Consider the following 18,593-nt stretch of genomic DNA (forward strand, 5'->3'; position numbering starts at 1 on the left):
TGGAATGGATAGAGTGTTGTATCCGTAAGTTTGGTGGAGGTGTATGTTTTTGTCTGAATCCAGCGCAACAACTGAAATATTGATTCGCTTGCCAGAAGCTTTAGTATCAGAACTGGATGGTGTCGTCATGCAAGATAACGGGAGCAGAAATGAACTGATTTACCAAGCCACAAAAATGTATTTGCGCGAGCGCAAAAATCGACAAATTCGGGAATCGATGAGACGCGGTTATATGGAGATGGCCAAGATTAATTTGAACATCTCTTCTGAGGCTCAATTTGCAGAGTATGAGGCTGAAAACACAGTAGAGCGCTTAGTAAGCGGAGGATAATCATTTGATTGTTAAACGCGGCGATGTTTATTTTGCTGACCTATCTCCTGTTGTTGGCTCAGAACAAGGCGGGGTGCGCCCGGTTTTAGTGATTCAAAACAACATCGGCAATCGCTTCAGCCCAACTGCTATTGTTGCAGCCATAACAGCCCAAATACAGAAAGCAAAATTACCTACCCACGTCGAAATTGATGCGAAACGCTACGGTTTTGAAAGAGATTCCGTTATATTGCTCGAACAAATTCGGACGATTGACAAGCAAAGATTAACGGACAAAATCACCCATCTCGATGATGAAATGATGGAAAAGGTCAACGAAGCCTTACAAATCAGTTTGGCACTCATTGATTTTTAATATTGATGAAAGTTGCTCGAGGCGAAAGAGCAACTTTTTTTGTGTTCAAAAATAACAAACGATATAATGGAACTGTTAGTCCAAAAAATGTTATCAGATGTAGTTAGGGGGATGAACATGTCGAATCAAGCAGTGTTAAAATTTATCTCGGAGAACCAAAATGTACTCGCCGTGAATTTGGCGGATATTCTGAAAGACCTAAACAGCAACATGACAAACGTGAAGCTGACTGAACACATGTATGAGACGATCAGCAATGAATACATTCATATCCTTATGAATGAGTCCGGGGACGGGAATGAAAAATCGATCGACACCATCTACCAGTTTTCTTCAAAAGCCGTACAGCTCGGCGTTCCGCTGAAGCTTCTGTCGTCGGGATTATCAGCTTTTTGGAAGCACCTGTACTATGAAATGAACAAGGACGTCCCGGAAGATCAGCAATGCTATGATCTGATATGGGAAATCGATAAATTTATCGAACCGATCAACAGCGAAATCTTGAATCAGTATGCGATCTCCTGGGAGAAAACCGTCGCTCTTCAAAAGGTCGCATTACAGGAGCTCTCGGCGCCGCTGATCCCGGTTTTTGAAAATATTACGGTGATGCCTCTCGTCGGCACGATCGACACGGAGCGGGCCAAAAAGATTATGGAAAACCTGTTGAGCGGCGTCGTCAAACACCGGTCCGAAGTCGTCCTCATTGACATTACGGGCGTGCCTGTCGTAGATACGATGGTCGCACACCACATCATGCAGGCTTCCGAAGCTGTCAGACTGGTCGGCGCAAAATGCCTGCTCGTTGGAATCCGCCCGGAAATCGCGCAGACGATTGTGAATTTGGGAATCGATTTAACTCAGGTTATTACAAAAAATACCCTGCAAAAAGGAATTCAAACCGCATTAGAAATGACAGACAGAAAAATTGTTTCATTGGAGGAATAAGTTTTGAGGATACCTAACATTCCAATTTTGAAGCTATATAACTGTTTATTGGTATCCATTCAAGTGGAGCTCGATGACCAAACCGCCCTGAAATTTCAAGAGGACCTGCTGAACAAAATATATGAAACCGGTTCGAACGGAGTGGTGATCGATCTGACTTCGGTGGACATCATCGATTCATTCATCGCCAAAGTACTTGGCGATGTTATTACAATGTCAAAACTGATGGGCGCCAAAGTCGTTCTGACTGGTATCCAGCCGGCTGTTGCGGTGACATTGATTGAACTCGGCATTTCTTTGGACGAGATCGAGACGGCGCTCGATCTCGAAAAGGGGCTCGAGACATTGCAGCGGGAATTGGGGGAATAAATATGGCAGACCAATCCTGTGTGAAGATTTTGACAGAATGGGACATAGTGGCCGCCAGACAGCTCGGGCGAAATGTCGCCAAAGAACTGGGGTTCGGCACAGTGGACCAGGCCAGAATCACAACAGCCATCTCAGAGCTGGCGCGTAATATTTATTTGTATGCCGGAAAAGGCCGAATCTGCATCGAACAGGTTCAGGAAGAAGGTAAAAAGGGGTTGAAAGTCATAGCGGAGGATGAGGGGCCGGGAATCGCTGACATCAAAAAAGTGATGGAAGACGGTTTTTCAACCTCAGGCGGCCTCGGAGCGGGCCTGCCGGGGGTAAAGCGTCTGATGGACCAATTTGAATTGCATTCGGACGCGGAAAATGGAACGGATATACAAGCCATAAAGTGGCTGCGGTAGGAGGGAAGGAATGGATTTCAGGGAAGTGATTGAGCAGCGCTATCGACAGCTGCTTAGCCGTTATATATCTGAATTAACAGAGACATCCCTTTATCAGGGGCAGAAATTCAGCAGAAAAACGATTGAACATCAAGTGCCGCCGGAAGAGATTATCAGCATACACCGAAAAGTTCTGTCTGAATTATATCCGGATCTTCCGGACCATGTGTTCCATTCTCTCGATTTTTTAATTGAAGTGATGATTGGATACGGTTTGGCCTATCAAGAACATCAGACATTAAGAGGAATTCAGCAGGAAATTAAATCGGAAATCGAAATTGCCGCAAATGTCCAGCAAACGCTGCTCGAAACGAAGATCCCGAAAGTTGAAGCGCTTGAAATCGGAGCGGTCAGCGTTCCGGCTAAGCAAATGAGCGGTGATTATTATCATTTTGTACGGGACAAGGAATCGATTAACATCGCCATTGCAGATGTGATCGGAAAAGGAATACCGGCCGCGTTATGCATGTCGATGATCAAATATGCGATGGACTCTCTGCCGGATTCGGGCACGTCTCCTTCACAGGTGCTGAAAAACCTGAACAGGGTCGTCGAACAAAATGTGGACCCTAGCATGTTTATTACAATGTTTTATGGCAATTATCATCTCCAAAAACACCTATTTACGTTTTCATCTGCCGGTCATGAACCTGGCTTTTATTATTCTTGCAGGGAAAATAAATTTTACGATTTAAACGCAAAAGGCCTCGTTCTTGGCATTTCATCACAATACGACTATGAGCAGTACGAGCAAAAACTGGATATTGGCGATATGATCGTTCTTTTTTCAGATGGTGTAACCGAATGCCGGACAGACAGCGGATTTTTGGAGCGGTCTGACTTGCAGAACCTGATCACTGTACATATGGAGAAACCGGCTCAGCAAATGGTTGACTGTATATACGAACATCTGCTCAAGCTTCAGGATTTTCAGCTTCATGACGATTTTACTCTCATTGTTTTCAAAAGAAAGGTTTAAAGTTTCTCTTCGCTGGGTAATAAACCAGTAGCTCATTAAGAGAACCAGAGGTGATATTGTGAATTTGGCAGTTGATACGAAAAAAAATGATCATGTGATAGAAGTAAAAGTGGCGGGCGAAATTGATGTGCATACGGCCCCGGCATTGCGGGATGAGCTGATGCCGCTCGCGGAAGAAGGAAAAGATCTCAAAGTTTCTCTGAAAGACGTTTCATATATGGACAGTACAGGGCTGGGTGTATTTGTCGGCATTTACAAAGCGGTAAACAGAACTGGGGGTTCTTTAGTGCTTGAAAATCTGTCAGAGCGTTTGATCCGTTTGTTTGATATTACAGGCTTAAAGGACATCATTGATATTTCTGGAAAGTCAGAGGGTGGATTATAATGAAGAGAGCAGCTGATTACATTGAAATGAAGTCACCTGCCAAACCTGAATACGTAGGAATCATTCGTTTAACCCTGTCGGGGATTGCAAGCAAGATGGGGTATTCTTATGATGACATCGAAGATTTGAAAATTGCGGTCAGCGAAGCGTGCACAAACGCTGTGCAGCATGCTTATAAAGCAGACAAAACTGGAGAGGTCTCCGTCAGATTCGGCGTGTTTGAAGACCGCCTCGAAATCATCGTCGCAGATCAGGGAGACAGTTTTGACATTCACGATAAACAGAAAGGGCTGGGGCCATATTCCCCTGAACATACGGTAGATCAATTGTCAGAAGGAGGGCTCGGTTTATATTTAATGGAGACGCTCATGGATGAAGTGCGTGTCCAGATTGACTCAGGCGTAACCGTCTCGATGACAAAGTTCTTAAACAGGGAGCGAGTTGATGATGGCACAACCGTCCAAAACTACGAAACTAACTAAAACCGAAGTCGACACGCTGATCAAAAAATATCAGGATAGCCAGGATGAAGACGCTCAGCTGACCCTTGTTCAGACATATAAAAATCTGGTGGAAACACTCGCCAAAAAATACTCAAAAGGAAAAAGCTTTCATGAAGATTTATGCCAGGTTGGGATGCTCGGATTGCTTGGAGCCATCAAACGCTATGATCCCGATGTGGGAAAATCGTTTGAAGCGTTTGCGATTCCGACCATTATCGGAGAAATCAAACGGTTTCTCCGTGATAAAACCTGGAGCGTCCACGTTCCGAGAAGGATCAAGGAGCTCGGGCCGAGAATTAAAATGGCGGTGGATCATTTAACGAATGAAACGCAAAGGTCCCCAAAAGTCGATGAGATTGCCGAGTTTCTTGACGTCACAGAAGAAGAAGTGCTGGAAACAATGGAGATGGGCAAAAGCTATCAGGCGCTTTCCGTCGACCACAGCATTGAAGCGGATGCAGACGGCAGCACGTTGACGATCCTCGACATCGTCGGCTCGCAGGAGGAAGGCTATGAAAAGGTGAACCAAAAGCTGATGCTTGAAAGCGTATTGCACGTACTGTCCGACCGCGAAAAGCAAATCATTGAGCTGACTTACATTCAAAACAAAAGCCAAAAAGAAACCGGTGACATGCTGGGCATATCGCAAATGCACGTCTCACGTCTGCAGCGCAAAGCTGTCAAAAAGCTGCGGGAAGCGTTGGCTGAAGATCCGTTTATGGAGCTTAAACCATGATTTGGACTGAGTCGAATGAACATATGCAAGCGCTTGTTTATCAGCTTCCTAAAGAAGGAAAAGCCGTCTGCGGAGACAGTTTTTATTTCCATGCGACTGACGAAACTATGGTGTGCGCGCTGGCCGACGGGCTTGGCAGCGGTGCGATGGCACAAGAATCCTCCGCGGTTATCAGCGAAGTTGTCGAAGAGCACGGTCATGAAGAAGTCGCAAGCTTGATGGAACGGTGCAATCAAGAGCTGAAACATAAGCGCGGCGCAACTGTGGCGATTTTAAAAGCCGATTTTCGAACAAGAACGATTGCTTACAGCTCTGTAGGCAATATCCGCTTTATCTTGTACGCTCCTTCGGACAAATATATCCACCCTCTCCCTGTGACGGGATACATGTCGGGAAAGCCGCAAACATACAAAACATTCACCTACACGTATGAAAAAGGGTCAAGATTCATCATTTATTCAGACGGATTGGAAGTACCCGCTCTCCGGTCTTATTTAAAACAGCACCACACACCTGGAGATATATCGAATCAGCTAGAATCATACACACTAATGGGAAAAGACGATCTCACCTATATCATCGGACAGCTTTTTTAAAGAAGCTGCCCTTTGATATAGGTGTTTTTCTGTTTGTTTTGGTACACTAAGAAGACAACATTCTTTTGGAGGCTACAATGGATACTTTAGCGTTAATCGTCAAACAAATCGCAAAAGAAACAGGGCTTGCGTCAAAGCATGTCGAGAGTGTCATTCAATTGTTAGAGGACGGAAACACCGTTCCCTTTATCGCGAGATACCGCAAAGAACAAACGGGCTCCATGGATGAAGTCCAAATTCAAACAATCTCCGAACGCTGGGGATACATCCAGCATTTAAATCAGCGGAAAGACGAAGTCATCCGGCTGATCGACGAACAGGGTAAGCTGACCGGACAGCTGAAGCTCGATATCGAAAAAGCGGACAAGCTCCAGGAAGTTGAAGACTTATACAGACCATTTAAACAAAAACGAAAAACGAAGGCGACGATCGCCAAAAGCAAAGGCCTTGAACCTTTGGCTGATTTCATCATCGCGCTCCCGCGCAACGAAGACGTAATAGCCGAAGCACGCAAGTACATAAATGAAGAAAAGGAAGTCATGAGCGCCGAAGAAGCGCTTGAAGGAGCAAAAAACATACTGGCTGAACGGATCTCAGACGAACCGGAATACAGAAAGTGGATCCGGCAGGAGACTTTTAAAAGAGGAACGCTGAAATCCGCGGTGAAAGACGCCGAAGCCGATGAGAAGAAAATCTATGAAATGTATTATGAATATGAAGAGCCGATTCAAAAAATCGTTCCTCATCGCGTGCTTGCGGTTAACCGCGGCGAAAAAGAGGAGATTTTGAGAGTGTCGGTCGAGCCGTCGGCAGACCGCATTCAAGCTTACTTGGAAAAACGAATTTTACAACACAAGCAAACAAGTGCTCAAGATGTGCTGAAAAGCGCAATCGAAGACGGCTATAAGCGCCTCATTCAGCCGTCCATCGAAAGAGAAATCAGAAAAGAATTGACGGAAAAGGCGGAAGATCAAGCGATTCACATTTTTGCCGAGAATCTGCGCAAGCTGCTGCTGCAGCCGCCGATGAAAGGAAAGCTCGTTCTCGGCGTCGATCCGGCATTCCGCACGGGCTGCAAGCTTGCAGTTGTCGATGAGACGGGAAAGATGCTCAAGATCGATGTCATATATCCGCACCCTCCCGTCAATAAAAAAAGCGCGGCCATTGAAAAAGTGAAACGCATCATCGAAGATTTTCAAATTGAGGTCATCGCCATCGGGAACGGAACGGCATCAAGAGAGACGGAACAATTTATCGCCGATCTTTTGAAGGACATCGACAGAAAGGTGTACTATCTGATTGTCAATGAAGCGGGAGCCAGCGTCTACTCGGCATCAGAGCTTGCGAGGGAAGAATTCCCGGATCTGCAGGTTGAAGAACGGAGCGCCGTGTCGATCGCACGCAGACTCCAGGACCCGCTCGCCGAACTTGTCAAAATCGATCCCAAATCGGTCGGTGTCGGCCAGTACCAGCACGATGTCAGCCAGAAAAAACTAAACGACTCGCTCCGCTTCGTGGTGGAAACCGTCGTCAACAAAGTCGGCGTCAACGTGAATACGGCGTCAGCCGCGCTCTTGCAATATGTAGCCGGACTATCGAAAACAGTCGCGGCCAACATCGTCAAAAAGCGGGATGAAATCGGAAAATTCACGAGCAGGAAAGAGCTGAAAGACATTCCACGCCTGGGCGCGAAAACGTATGAGCAATGCATCGGCTTTTTAAGGGTGCCTGACGGCGGTGAACCGCTCGACCGCACAGGCATCCACCCTGAGAGCTATAAGGAGACGAGAGAGCTTCTGAAAAAGCTCGGCCTATCAACAGCCGACATCGGTACAAGAGAGCTTCAGGACAAAATCAACGAACTGAATATTTCCGAAGCAGCAGAACAGCTTGGAATCGGGGAAATCACTCTGAAAGACATTTGCGCCCAGCTGACAAGGCCTGAGCGCGATCCGAGGGATGAAGTCCCTAAACCGCTCTTAAAAACCGATGTGCTTCAATTGGAGGACTTAAAAGAAGGGATGGAACTGCAGGGGACAGTGCGGAACGTCGTTGACTTCGGGGCATTTGTCGACATCGGCGTGAAACAGGACGGGCTCGTCCACATTTCCAAGCTCAGCCATTCCTTCGTCAAGCATCCGCTTGACGTGGTATCGGTCGGGGACATTGTTACCGTATGGGTGGAAGATGTCGATGCTGCAAAAGGAAGGGTATCCTTATCAATGGTGAGGGATCGATAGTCCAGCTTGCCGGAGCTTTGTTTCTCCGGCGGGCTGATCTTTTACACTCCGATTTTTAACAGAATGCGGTGGATGACGCCAGCCACATGAGCCGGCGTCTGAACCATCCCTTCATTGATCCATTCCTCCAAAACGCCGACTACTCCTGAGACGACAAATGATATTTCCATTTCATCGCATGTAACCTCGTTTTCCGATTGCTCTATCATGCTCAATTCTTCAAAAATTTTCCTCTGGAAAAAGTCTTTAAATTTATTGATGGTCAAAATGTTTCCTTTCGGTTTCGTCAATAAAGTGAAAATCGCAGCGTTTTGATAAATATATTCGGTCGTTTTTTCGATGAAGGTGAGCAAATTGTGCGGATCTTCGCTCGGAAAATAATCATCGTAAAATCTCCCCAGCTGATCAAACAATTCATTTTCTATTTGTTCATACAAGTCAAAAATATCTTTATAATGAAGATAAAAGGTTCCGCGTCCTAAATCCGCGCGCCTCGATAAATCAGAAACGGTGATTTTATTGATTTCTTTCTCATGGAGCAGTTTTAAAAAAGCCTCTTTTATCGCTCTTTTCGTCTTGATTGATCTTCTGTCCTCCATCGTTTTGCCCTCCGTTTATAGACAAATTTTCATGTGTTGTTCATTATTGAACAGCTCAATCACGATTGCCGATTGAACATTGCTTTTGCTTCAAATTATAATGAACATGTGTTTATTAATCAATAGCTGTTCATATTTTCGAGGAGGTTTTCAATGATTCAATATCGTCTGGCTTCAGCTGATCACTTGGACGAGGTGGCACAACTGTTTCATGAGTCTTTTGACAACTATCCGTTTATGGATTTGCTTGTAAGACCCGAAAAGAAAAACCCCGAATTCTTTTATGAACTGCATAAAGTCATCACTCAGGCATATATAAATAGGCGGGGGTGCTTTATCGGTGTTGTGAATGGTGAAATCGTCACCGCGGCCCTCTTAAAACATCGGGATGATCCAGACGTTGGAGTGATGGATTATATATCAGCCGGAGGAATAAAGTTATTTATAAAAGGGGGCCTTTCCGCGGTATGGAATATGGTGAATGTGGCGGAAGAGGCGAAAAGATCGTACAAGGGCATCAAACAGCAGAAATGGTATTTGGAGGCGCTGGGGGTCTCCTGCTTCCATCAGGGCAAAAGTTTCGGCAGCAAGATGATCAATGACTGCCTGGTCCCTTTCATCCGAAGAAACGGAGGCGGGATCCTCGCTTTAATCACCAACACGAATTTAAATCGATCGTTTTACAAAAAGAACGGATTCGATGAATTTAGTGCATTTCCCCTTAAGCGATTCGGCCGTGAAATAGGAAATTGGAGTTTCAAAAGAACAATTTACTAATGTATTAGAAAGCCGATATAAAAAGTACGACGGCTTTCATGTTGATCAGCAAAACATGAATGTTTTGTCTGACGGCAGCAACCAGCCGTCTTTTTTTAATGAAAAACCCGCACAGCTCATAGAGGAGGAATAAAACGTCAATGAGAACGATTATAAAGGCGAGATGGATCATTGCGGCGCTCTGGATTGCAATGGCCGCCGTCTTATTCATCACGGCGCCTGATATGGGGCAATTAACAAAGGAGAAGGGCCAGATAGCGGTCCCTGAAGGCTATCCGTCTTCTTACGCGAACAAGCTTCTCGAACAAATGTCAAAAGACGGGGATACGGACAAATCGGTTGTTATCGTATTTCAGGACAAACAGCTCCTGCCGAACCGGGAGGCGGCTTTAAAAAAAGCGATCACCATTTTAGAAAAGGATTCCTCCCTTCACGTCTCAGATATTACATCATACTTTGACGCGGAGGAGGATATTCAAAAGCAGCTGTTGTCAAAGGATCGAACGACGCTGCTTGTACCTGTCACATTTGATGCGAACAAAATCAGTGCGGCCGATTTTAAAGCAAAGGTAAATGAAAAGCTCAAACCTTTAAAGCTTGACTACGAGATGACCGGACAGCCGCTCATTGATGATGATGTTATAACAAGCTCACAGGAAGGCCTGAAGAAGACCGAATATATCACGGTCGGTTTTATTTTAATCGTATTGATTCTCGTCTTCCGTTCTGCGGTTGCGCCTTTTGTCCCGCTCTTGGCGGTCGCGCTTTCCTACCTTGTGAGCCAGTCCGTCGTCGCCTATCTTGTCGAATACGCTGATTTTCCGCTGTCCACGTTTACGCAAATCTTCATGGTGGCGATCATGTTCGGAATCGGGACAGATTACTGCATTCTTCTTTTAAGCCGTTTTAAGGAAGAGCTTGCCCACGGGAAAGACAAGATTGAAGCTATCCTGACAACGTATAAAACGGCGGGAAAAACCGTTCTGTTCAGCGGATTCGCCGTTTTGATCGGTTTTACTTGCATCGGCTTCGCCGAATTCCAGCTTTACAAATCTGCGGTCGCAGTAGCGGTTGGTGTCGCAGGCTTGATTTTGGCGCTTTTGACGATCGTGCCGTTTTTCATGGCTGTTTTGGGAAAAGTGCTGTTTTGGCCCATCAGAGGGAATATCGGGCATCCGCAGTCAAAACTATGGGAAACCGCCGGGCGTTTCGCATTCAGTAAGCCGCTGATCAGTCTGTTGATCGTAGCGGCCGTGGCCGTTCCGCCGATCTTAATGTATAAAGGAACGCTTTCCTACAACAACCTTGATGAAATCGGAGATCAATACGAATCCGTCAGTGCATTCAACACCATCTCCGACAAGTTCGGGCCTGGGGAATCTTTGCCGGTCACGGTCGTGCTTAAAACATCGGATGCGCTCGATACCAATGACGGGCTGATCGCGATTGAAAAAATCAGCCGCGCCATTGAACAGACAAATGGCGTCAGTAAAGTTCGCAGTGCGACCCGTCCGGTCGGAAAAGGACTGAGCGACCTGTATGTCAAAACACAGGCAAACGAACTGAATAAAGGGCTTGAGAGCGGCAATAAAGGTCTGAAAAAGATCAAAGACGGGCTTGCCGAGGCGAGCAAGTCGATCGCGGATCAGAAGCCGCAAATCGAAGCATCCGGAAAAGGAATCAATCAGCTGATCAAAGGAACCGAATCGATTAAAGCCGGCATCAGCGACGTTGAAGCCAATATGAGAAAGCTGAAGGACGGTACAGACCAAAGCAAAGAAGGCGTCGCCCGGGCGAAAAAAGAAATTCAAGCTGCGAAAAAACAGCTGACGGCGCAGGTCGATCAATTAAATGGACAAATCGAAAACTACAAAGAAATATCGAAAGTCTTGAAAGCAGCATTGTCACAAGCAGAAAGTGCCCAAGGCATAACGGCTGACGTGCAAAAGATGATCGAGCAGACAAATCAAAATTTCAAAAATCTTGAAAGCGAAATTCCCGAAGTGAAGGAGAATCCTTCTTATTTAGCGATCAAAGGCTCTTACACAGAGCTTGCATCGGCAATCAAGCAGGGATCACAGAAAGCGGCCGTTTACACGAAGCAGGCGGCAAACGCGAAAAAGCAGCTTGAAGCAGCAGATGCATTTATCGCAAAAACGCAGGAAGAGCAAAAAGTGTACACAAGCAAAATCGATGCTCTGATCAACGGCCTCGGCCAAATCGAAAAAGGACTTGAAGAGACATCGAAGGGGCAGGGACAGCTCGCCGATTCGCTGCCTAAGCTCGAATCAGGAGCGGGCGATGTCGCTGAAGGCCAAAAGCAGATGAAGGAAAAAGTCGGAGAATTCGCCGGCCAGCTCGATCAATTAACAAAAGGTTTGAATTCAAGCGTGGACGGCCTCGAAAAAATTTCAAGCGGTCTGATGGGGGCAGGCGACTACCTGGATCAGCTGAAAAACGCATCGGATCAAGAAATGTCCGGCTGGTTTGTCCCTAAAGAAGTCCTGAAAAACAAGCAGTTTCAGCAGGTGTTTAATTCCTATATGTCAGACGACCGCCATATCACGACGATTGATGTGATATTGGAAGGCAATCCGTACGGAAACGGAGCAATTGCTAATGTTAAAGATATTGAAGCGTCCGTAAAACGGGCTCTTCCCGATACGCATTTGAAAGATGCATCATTTGGCGTCGGCGGCGTTTCCAGCATCAATGCCGATCTGAAGCAGCTGTCAGACCAGGATTTCAGCAACACGGTGATCTATATGATGATCGGAATTTTCCTGATCCTCGTCCTGCTGTTCCGTTCTATTGTCATGCCGGTGTATTTGGTCGGATCGTTGATCTTGACGTACTTTGCGTCCATCGGTATAACCGAGTTTATTTTCACGGCGTTTTTCGGCTATCCCGGCCTCAACTGGGCGGTGCCTTTCTTTGGATTCGTGATTTTAATGGCGCTTGGTGTGGACTATTCGATCTTCCTGATGGAACGCTTTAACGAATACCGGGGAACGGATATTAAAACGGCTATGACGGAATCGATGAAAAATATGGGGTCCGTTATTATTTCAGCTGCTGTCATTTTGGCGGGAACCTTCGCGGCGATGCTGCCGTCCGGCGTTTTATCGCTTCTGCAAATCGCCACCCTAATACTGACGGGTCTCTTGCTGTATGCATTCGTCATGCTGCCGCTGTTCGTCCCTGTGATGGTTCGGATCTTCGGCTCAGCCAACTGGTTTCCGTTCAAAAGAAAAGAATAAACGGCTCGTCCATCCGCAGAAGAATCATTCGCCCATGCTCCCCGAAATCGGGCGGTCAGCTCCATTTGGGGAGTAACGGGCGCCATTGTGTGAGATGATAAAAGGACCGGTGAAGATGATGAGGAAACAGAAGAAATTCCGTTCGGGCTCCGATGAACACTGTCTATCAGCAGTGTTTTTTTCTGTAAAAATACCAGCACTGATTCAGCAATTTAATCTGGTAATGATCTTTTTCATAAAAAGCTCTCTGCATCTGGCTTTTGAGCCAATTCGGCATTGCTCATCCCTCCTCAGGCTCTTATCATAAGAGTATGGGTGTTGTGTATTAGTTTATGCCGCCCGGAATTTGTCCTGTTCAATGTTTTTAAAAATGAGGTGGACCGAAGCAATGGACGAACAACAACTGCAGCAGCTGACAGAACAGCTTTCGCTCACATATTTTAAAAAACCGTTCCGGCACCGCGCTTACTTCAACAGCCGCCTGAAAACGACCGGAGGCAGGTATTTGCTGAATTCCCACAATATCGAACTGAATAAAAAATACCTGACAGAGCACGGGCAAAATGAGCTTGAAGGCATCATCAAGCATGAATTGTGCCATTACCACCTCCATCTTGAAGGAAAAGGCTACAAGCACCGCGACAAAGATTTTAGAACGCTATTAAAGGAAGTCGATGCGCCGCGATTCTGCACGCCGCTCGCAGGAGAGAAAAAGCCGCAAAGAAAAGTACGCACATACAAGTGCGAAGCTTGCGGACAAACGTTTCTCCGAAAGCGGAAAATGGATACAAGCCGTTACGTTTGCGGCAAGTGCGGAGGGAAAATAAAAGAAATCATAAAAAAGGGTTGACTGATCAGGCTTGTCTATGATAAATTATAAAAGCCGTCGCAAGACGAGCCACAAAGACAAATTGTTCTTCTTGACACATTTTGTCGACATATTTATAATAAAATGAGTCTGATCATTCCACAGTAGCTCAGTGGTAGAGCTATCGGCTGTTAACCGATCGGTCGCAGGTTCGAATCCTGCCTGTGGAGCCAATGGAGAAGTACTCAAGTGGCTGAAGAGGCGCCCCTGCTAAGGGTGTAGGTCGCGTAAGCGGCGCGAGGGTTCAAATCCCTCCTTCTCCGCCATTAGGAAAATATGATGCTGACTTCATATGGCCCGTTGGTCAAGTGGTTAAGACACCGCCCTTTCACGGCGGTAACACGGGTTCGAATCCCGTACGGGTCATTTCTCATATGTTGGGCTATAGCCAAGCGGTAAGGCAACGGACTTTGACTCCGTCATGCGTTGGTTCGAATCCAGCTAGCCCAGCCATTATATTTGAGCCATTAGCTCAGTTGGTAGAGCATCTGACTTTTAATCAGAGGGTCGAAGGTTCGAGTCCTTCATGGCTCACCATTGTTTTTTCACGCGGGTGTGGCGGAATTGGCAGACGCGCTAGACTTAGGATCTAGTGTCTTTACGGCGTGGGGGTTCGAGTCCCTTCACCCGCACTTTAAAAACAACATATCATGCGGTCGTGGCGGAATGGCAGACGCGCTAGGTTGAGGGCCTAGTGGGTGAATAACCCGTGGAGGTTCAAGTCCTCTCGGCCGCATCATAGGAATACCAAGGGTTTAAGTGCCCTTGGTATTTTTTTGTTTCTTCAAGTTTTTTGATTCTTGTGACCAAATAGTGTCCAATTGGTTAAAAATAAGTCATTTAACTTGTGAGCTATTTGAAGAGGAAAAAGCTCCTTCGGATCGAAGGATTTGCACGGAGTTTGGAATCTGTTGTGCTTCTGTGAAACATAAAAAGCCCTCAACTCGAGGGCTTTAGTTCAATACTCTTTGTTTTCATAGTACTTATCATGCACTTCTTCATATTGTTTTTTTAAATTGTGTATAAGATTTTGATCATGTGAAATAATGTCAAGCACATCGGTACTAACATAGACGAGATAGCTGTCATTATAAAAAATCATGTATGGTGTGTTAATTCCTCTTGCTACACTTTTTATATATTGATACGCCTCATCAAATCTAATGTTTCTTACAGTTGCAAAAATAACGTTTGTACCAATTTCTTCATCATGAACGATTGTCTCTAACCAGTTGTGTATGGTCACATATTTCCCTATATTTGTTTTCTCCCGACACCTGCGATCATTAACTATATAACCAGATATAAAAGAAACGTCGAGTGTTTCAGGTTTATTCAGTGTCTCATTTAATATGTTCTTAAGTAATTTAAATTTTCCGTTTTCAAACAATTCTACCCCGAATCTAACTCTTAAATCAGGGAGAACTTGAAAAAATGGGGCTACACTATTTTTTGTGAAATCGATATGAAATTTCTTTGTTCTTTCCATAATGTTTAATCACCTATTCTTCTTAATTCAGCATCGTAAGTTCCTGATCTAGTCTTTTTACTTCCTAAATTTTTGACTGATGAGGCACCTTTCCAAACTCCGCCGTTATGTCCGTCTTTATCTCTAGTAATGTACTTAGGCCCTTTTCCCTTTACTCTTTTATAAACTTTGGCACCATGAGATACATATTTTGTTGCAGAATAGCCTAATTCCTTAGCGACTGCTTTTGCCACTGTTTCAGAACTTGCTATCATTCCTCTAATAACGCTAGGTCCCCATTTTTTTATTGCCTGCTTCAGCCCTTGCTTTGCAATAAAACCTATTAGAGCTCCAACAACTGGCCAAACTGATGCAGTCATTTGAGCAGTATTAACATTGTATTGTTCACCAGTGTCTTCATCGATAAAAATCGCTTTCAGATCAGTACCATCTGAACTTAATACAATAATAGAAAAATTTTTTTCTACATCGTTCCCATAGCTATCCTTCAATAACGCATTAACTGTTATTTCACCAGTTTCGTTATTATAATCTAATACACTTTTTAAATAAACTTCTTCATTATCTAATGTCGACTCATAAGTATCAATATTATCTTCCGTGAATTGTTTAGTAGTTACTTCATCTTCAGAAATATTCAGTTCTTCTTCTAAATCAATTTCTGTCGTTTCAATATTTTCGTCAGATTCATTAGATGTTATATAAATGGGATCATCTGATCTCTCGTTTAATTCACGTGCTAACACAAATCCTGTTGGTATATATGCTGTAAATAAAGCCAAAACAATAAGTGAAATAAAATATTTTTTCATTTAATCTCCTCCTATTTTATATCGAAGCAGGCCTTTTCCGTATGTTGACTCTTTTCCTAATTTTTCAGCTCTAAGTATGATCTCGTTCTTATTTTTAAGTCCATTTTGAATCAATAATGAGATCACTCCTGTCACATAGGCAGTTGCAAAGGAAGTTCCGCTTTGTCTTTCGATAGAGCCTTCTGCATTAATTACCGGTACGTCTACACCAGGAGCAACAAGATCAACCTTACCTTTGCCGGCATAAGCAAATATTTTTTTTCTTTTATCAATAGCCGAAATTGATAAAACGTTTTCATATTTTGCTGGATAGTCTGTGGACATCCCCAACGTGTTACCAGTTGAAGCAACGATAATGATTCCTTTTGAATGAGCTTCTTCGATAGCATCCTTCAAACGTGGGTCATCTTTTGAAAAGCCAAGACTCAAATTTATGATATCGACTCCCTGTTCAATACTCCATTGAATACCTTCAACAGTATCAGCGGGTTTACCATGCCCCCTTTCATCTAAAACCTGTACATCATAAAGTTCTACATTTCCGTTAATCCCAATTTTAGTATTTTTGATTTTTGTATTGGTGATTATGCTTGCGATCATTGTTCCATGCGGAAAAACCGGTTTAGTTACAGGTTTTTGCTCAATTGCATTATATCTTTTTTTAACAGCCTTTTTGATTTCAGGGGTATCTTGTTTAATTCCACTGTCTAAAACTGCAATTTTTACCGGATCAGATTTTTTAATTTGAATCTCCCTCTCAGAAAAGACCATACAAATCGCCCAATTATTCTCACAATCTGTTTCTGATAAAGTCAATTTACTAGATTCATTTCCATCACACCCAACTATACATAGAACACATAAACATAATGAAGCAATACCTTTCTTTATCACCAATTATCACTCCAACGTCAAAATACAACATTATTAATTGTATACGGTAAAATTGTAATTTTCAATAATTTATGGATAAATTATTTTTATTATCCAATTAAGGTAAATTAAGATGACATTTAACTCTATCAATTATATGATTTCGAAGAATTTAATTATTGATTTGTTGAAAATAAAAAGGCTAAGGGGATTGTATTTAAATCAAGACTGCTTTGATTTAATTGATGCTGCCTTTGATTTTTTGAAATCGAATGAAATATATGGAGACATTGACGGATTTGCTTTTGAAGTCGGTGTGGTGCTTTTAAAGAGGAGAGAGGTCGCTCGCTCCTCAAAGTATTATCAAAAAGTTGTAATGGCCAAAAAAATGAGAAATGATAAATGAAACTCAAATTGACAATCTGCTTATTAGTCATACTCATGAGGGTGGGGTTTTCTGTAATCATTAGTGATCTTGATACTCAATTAAAAAAAGAAGTGCGGGTTACTGATAGGGTAGCTACTTGAAAATAGAAGTGTTCGGTTAGGAATTGCACACGGTTTAGCATGAAAACATGTTTAAATGAGTTAAAAAATGTATAAAAAAAAGGAAAATATATTTCTTTTGGAGAATATATTCTTACTTAAAGGAGGTTTTTTAGTGCAAACTAAACACGTTTTTTTAGATACTTCAATATACATACAAAATAACTTTGATTTTGATGGAAAAACGTTTCAGTCATTAATCGATTTAGTTTCTGAAGAAAGAGTAATTCTTTATAATACTTCTATAACAGAAAATGAGGTGCTTTCAAATATAAAACGAAGGGTTGATGAAACAAGGGAACGAGTTAATTCTTTAAAAAAGGCTTACGTGTTGAGGGGTACTTCACCATTTCAATCAATATTTATTGAAAAAAACCCTGCAAATAAGGCTTTTGATGAAATAATAAAGAAGTATGAAAGTTTCAAAAATAATGCAGAGTTCAAAGATATCCCATTAAAAAATGCTAATATTGATAATGTTTTTTCTAGATATTTTAACGAGCTTCCGCCCTTTAGTTCGAAGAAAAAAGATGAAATTCCTGATGCATTTACCCTAAGTGCTATAATAAACAAATTTGAAGAAGAAGATGAAAATTGTTTTATTATTAGTACTGATTCCGATATGAAGAGGTTCTGTGAGGAACATGACAGGTTGATATACTTAAATTCAATTGACAAATTGTTGGACTTAATATCAAGTGAAGACGAGGAAAGGTATGAAAGAGCAGTAAACTTATTTGATTCCAAACGAAATGAAATTTTAGAGGAGATTAAGGAGAATCTTTTTTACCATTCGTTTGAGTTATTGGATACTGAAGGGGATGTTAATGAAGTTAGGTTAGGAGATGTTGAACTAATAGATGAACCTTTAATAACCGAAATTGAAGACTCTAGAATTAAATTTGTTTTGCAGATTTCATTTGATTTTATTGCATCTTGTAGTGTATTTGATGAAGACTCGTCACCTTATGACAGTGAAACAAAGGAATATTTTTGGAAAACATACGAAGATGAAGAGTACCATAGAACAGAAGACATAGAAGTGAAAATAGATTTATTAAATGTGAATTTTAATAAGTTGAATGAAGAAGATATAGATTTTGAAATTGAACAAATTAATAATGGTGAACCAATCTTTATTTATAATGATTATTGTTAATCGTTTTGAACAAGATCTGGTAAAATTCGGGATTTCACCAGGTTAATGGTGCAGTCGGGTGATGATATTCACCAGAGAAGCTTTCTCCATTTTTACTCCATAATTAATAAAAAGCAATGAAATTTTGTGTAATTGGTGTAAAGAGATACAATGAAAATAAGCTTTCATAAATGGTGATAAGCTTTCACTTTATTGAGGGCCACCCCGTGGAGGTTCAAGTCCTCTCAGCCGCATTATAGGAATACCAAGAGTTTAAGCGCCCTTGGTATTTTTGTTTCTACAATGAAAATGTGTTTTTGTGTCCAAAAGTTTCCACTAATTTAAAGTA

The 18,593-nt window shown here is 43.0% G+C and carries 21 protein-coding genes and 7 tRNA genes; 23 read left to right on the top strand and 5 right to left on the bottom strand.

Annotated features, from left to right (window positions below):
- The first annotated feature begins 49 nt into the window (after positions 1 to 49).
- The 11 genes from MHH76_RS02970 (at position 50) to MHH76_RS03020 (ending at position 7,882) form a co-directional block, all read left to right on the top strand.
- A complete protein-coding gene (locus MHH76_RS02970) occupies positions 50 to 331 on the top strand; it encodes a hypothetical protein (protein WP_006638778.1) in 282 nt (93 codons plus the stop codon).
- Between the two features lie 4 nt (positions 332 to 335).
- Positions 336 to 686, top strand: a complete 351-nt coding sequence (gene ndoA / locus MHH76_RS02975) for a type II toxin-antitoxin system endoribonuclease NdoA (protein ID WP_003179128.1) — start codon at positions 336 to 338, stop codon at positions 684 to 686.
- Positions 687 to 803: 117 nt separating this feature from the next.
- On the top strand, positions 804 to 1,631 hold the full coding sequence (locus tag MHH76_RS02980) for an RsbT co-antagonist protein RsbRA (protein ID WP_023857863.1): 828 nt from the start codon (positions 804 to 806) through the stop codon (positions 1,629 to 1,631).
- Between the two features lie 3 nt (positions 1,632 to 1,634).
- The gene (locus MHH76_RS02985) at positions 1,635 to 2,000 is read left to right on the top strand and encodes an STAS domain-containing protein (RefSeq protein WP_031305225.1); all 366 of its coding nucleotides are present in this window, start codon (positions 1,635 to 1,637) and stop codon (positions 1,998 to 2,000) included.
- Between the two features lie 2 nt (positions 2,001 to 2,002).
- A complete protein-coding gene (locus MHH76_RS02990) occupies positions 2,003 to 2,404 on the top strand; it encodes an anti-sigma regulatory factor (RefSeq protein ID WP_023857861.1) in 402 nt (133 codons plus the stop codon).
- 10 nt (positions 2,405 to 2,414) lie between these two features.
- Entirely contained in the window at positions 2,415 to 3,422 is a 1,008-nt protein-coding gene (locus tag MHH76_RS02995; RefSeq protein WP_020450261.1) for a PP2C family protein-serine/threonine phosphatase, read from the top strand.
- Between the two features lie 58 nt (positions 3,423 to 3,480).
- Positions 3,481 to 3,807: an anti-sigma factor antagonist gene (locus tag MHH76_RS03000; RefSeq protein WP_020450262.1), complete on the top strand. Its 327-nt coding sequence runs from the start codon at positions 3,481 to 3,483 to the stop codon at positions 3,805 to 3,807.
- On the top strand, positions 3,807 to 4,289 hold the full coding sequence (rsbW, locus tag MHH76_RS03005) for an anti-sigma B factor RsbW (RefSeq protein ID WP_020450263.1): 483 nt from the start codon (positions 3,807 to 3,809) through the stop codon (positions 4,287 to 4,289). Before MHH76_RS03000 ends, rsbW begins: the two co-directional genes overlap by 1 nt.
- Positions 4,255 to 5,046: an RNA polymerase sigma factor SigB gene (sigB, locus tag MHH76_RS03010; protein WP_339224555.1), complete on the top strand. Its 792-nt coding sequence runs from the start codon at positions 4,255 to 4,257 to the stop codon at positions 5,044 to 5,046. The genes rsbW and sigB overlap by 35 nt, the downstream gene beginning before the upstream one ends.
- Positions 5,043 to 5,642, top strand: coding sequence for a PP2C family serine/threonine-protein phosphatase (locus MHH76_RS03015; RefSeq protein ID WP_023857857.1), 600 nt, complete (start codon positions 5,043 to 5,045; stop codon positions 5,640 to 5,642). Before sigB ends, MHH76_RS03015 begins: the two co-directional genes overlap by 4 nt.
- Positions 5,643 to 5,719: 77 nt before the next feature.
- Positions 5,720 to 7,882: a Tex family protein gene (locus MHH76_RS03020; protein ID WP_043054081.1), complete on the top strand. Its 2,163-nt coding sequence runs from the start codon at positions 5,720 to 5,722 to the stop codon at positions 7,880 to 7,882.
- Positions 7,883 to 7,923: 41 nt separating this feature from the next.
- Here MHH76_RS03020 and MHH76_RS03025 read toward each other — a convergent pair whose 3' ends face one another.
- Positions 7,924 to 8,481 (bottom strand): TetR/AcrR family transcriptional regulator, encoded by a 558-nt coding sequence (locus MHH76_RS03025; protein ID WP_020450267.1) that lies wholly within the window; start codon positions 8,479 to 8,481, stop codon positions 7,924 to 7,926.
- A 153-nt stretch (positions 8,482 to 8,634) separates the two neighbouring features.
- Between MHH76_RS03025 and MHH76_RS03030 the strand changes: the two genes are divergently transcribed.
- Together MHH76_RS03030 and MHH76_RS03035 are read left to right on the top strand one after the other, a co-directional pair.
- The gene (locus MHH76_RS03030) at positions 8,635 to 9,258 is read left to right on the top strand and encodes a GNAT family N-acetyltransferase (protein WP_023857855.1); all 624 of its coding nucleotides are present in this window, start codon (positions 8,635 to 8,637) and stop codon (positions 9,256 to 9,258) included.
- A gap of 140 nt (positions 9,259 to 9,398) precedes the next feature.
- Positions 9,399 to 12,518 carry an MMPL family transporter gene (locus tag MHH76_RS03035; RefSeq protein WP_043054082.1) on the top strand — a complete coding sequence of 1,040 codons (3,120 nt, stop codon included), beginning with the start codon at positions 9,399 to 9,401 and terminating at the stop codon, positions 12,516 to 12,518.
- A gap of 166 nt (positions 12,519 to 12,684) precedes the next feature.
- Here MHH76_RS03035 and cmpA read toward each other — a convergent pair whose 3' ends face one another.
- Positions 12,685 to 12,795 (bottom strand): cortex morphogenetic protein CmpA, encoded by a 111-nt coding sequence (gene cmpA / locus MHH76_RS03040; RefSeq protein ID WP_023857852.1) that lies wholly within the window; start codon positions 12,793 to 12,795, stop codon positions 12,685 to 12,687.
- Between the two features lie 111 nt (positions 12,796 to 12,906).
- Here cmpA and MHH76_RS03045 point away from each other — a divergent pair, with 111 nt between their 5' ends.
- From MHH76_RS03045 to MHH76_RS03080, 8 genes are all read left to right on the top strand, one after another.
- On the top strand, positions 12,907 to 13,368 hold the full coding sequence (locus MHH76_RS03045) for a SprT family protein (RefSeq protein ID WP_043054083.1): 462 nt from the start codon (positions 12,907 to 12,909) through the stop codon (positions 13,366 to 13,368).
- Between the two features lie 116 nt (positions 13,369 to 13,484).
- Positions 13,485 to 13,559, top strand: a tRNA-Asn gene (locus MHH76_RS03050).
- 2 nt (positions 13,560 to 13,561) lie between these two features.
- Positions 13,562 to 13,652: transfer RNA gene (locus tag MHH76_RS03055), tRNA-Ser, on the top strand.
- A gap of 28 nt (positions 13,653 to 13,680) precedes the next feature.
- Positions 13,681 to 13,752, top strand: a tRNA-Glu gene (locus MHH76_RS03060).
- A 12-nt stretch (positions 13,753 to 13,764) separates the two neighbouring features.
- Positions 13,765 to 13,839 (top strand) — tRNA-Gln (locus MHH76_RS03065).
- An 8-nt stretch (positions 13,840 to 13,847) separates the two neighbouring features.
- Positions 13,848 to 13,923: transfer RNA gene (locus MHH76_RS03070), tRNA-Lys, on the top strand.
- A gap of 12 nt (positions 13,924 to 13,935) precedes the next feature.
- Positions 13,936 to 14,018, top strand: a tRNA-Leu gene (locus tag MHH76_RS03075).
- 20 nt (positions 14,019 to 14,038) lie between these two features.
- Positions 14,039 to 14,122: transfer RNA gene (locus MHH76_RS03080), tRNA-Leu, on the top strand.
- 222 nt (positions 14,123 to 14,344) lie between these two features.
- Here the strand turns inward: MHH76_RS03080 and MHH76_RS03085 are convergent.
- From MHH76_RS03085 to MHH76_RS03095, 3 genes are read right to left on the bottom strand one after another with little or no spacing between them, the layout of a single operon-like run.
- Positions 14,345 to 14,875 (bottom strand): hypothetical protein, encoded by a 531-nt coding sequence (locus MHH76_RS03085; RefSeq protein ID WP_043054084.1) that lies wholly within the window; start codon positions 14,873 to 14,875, stop codon positions 14,345 to 14,347.
- A 5-nt stretch (positions 14,876 to 14,880) separates the two neighbouring features.
- Positions 14,881 to 15,687: an SAR2788 family putative toxin gene (locus MHH76_RS03090; protein WP_052500248.1), complete on the bottom strand. Its 807-nt coding sequence runs from the start codon at positions 15,685 to 15,687 to the stop codon at positions 14,881 to 14,883.
- Positions 15,688 to 16,581, bottom strand: coding sequence for a S8 family serine peptidase (locus MHH76_RS03095; protein ID WP_230459155.1), 894 nt, complete (start codon positions 16,579 to 16,581; stop codon positions 15,688 to 15,690).
- A gap of 112 nt (positions 16,582 to 16,693) precedes the next feature.
- Here MHH76_RS03095 and MHH76_RS03100 point away from each other — a divergent pair, with 112 nt between their 5' ends.
- Complete coding sequence (locus MHH76_RS03100; protein WP_043054085.1) at positions 16,694 to 16,966, top strand: hypothetical protein; 273 nt, start codon at positions 16,694 to 16,696, stop codon at positions 16,964 to 16,966.
- Positions 16,967 to 17,221: 255 nt separating this feature from the next.
- Positions 17,222 to 18,265: a PIN domain-containing protein gene (locus tag MHH76_RS03105; protein WP_043054086.1), complete on the top strand. Its 1,044-nt coding sequence runs from the start codon at positions 17,222 to 17,224 to the stop codon at positions 18,263 to 18,265.
- The last annotated feature ends 328 nt before the right edge of the window (positions 18,266 to 18,593 follow it).

The sequence above is a fragment of the Bacillus sp. FSL L8-0193 genome, assembly GCF_037976065.1.
GTDB lineage: Bacteria > Bacillota > Bacilli > Bacillales > Bacillaceae > Bacillus > Bacillus paralicheniformis.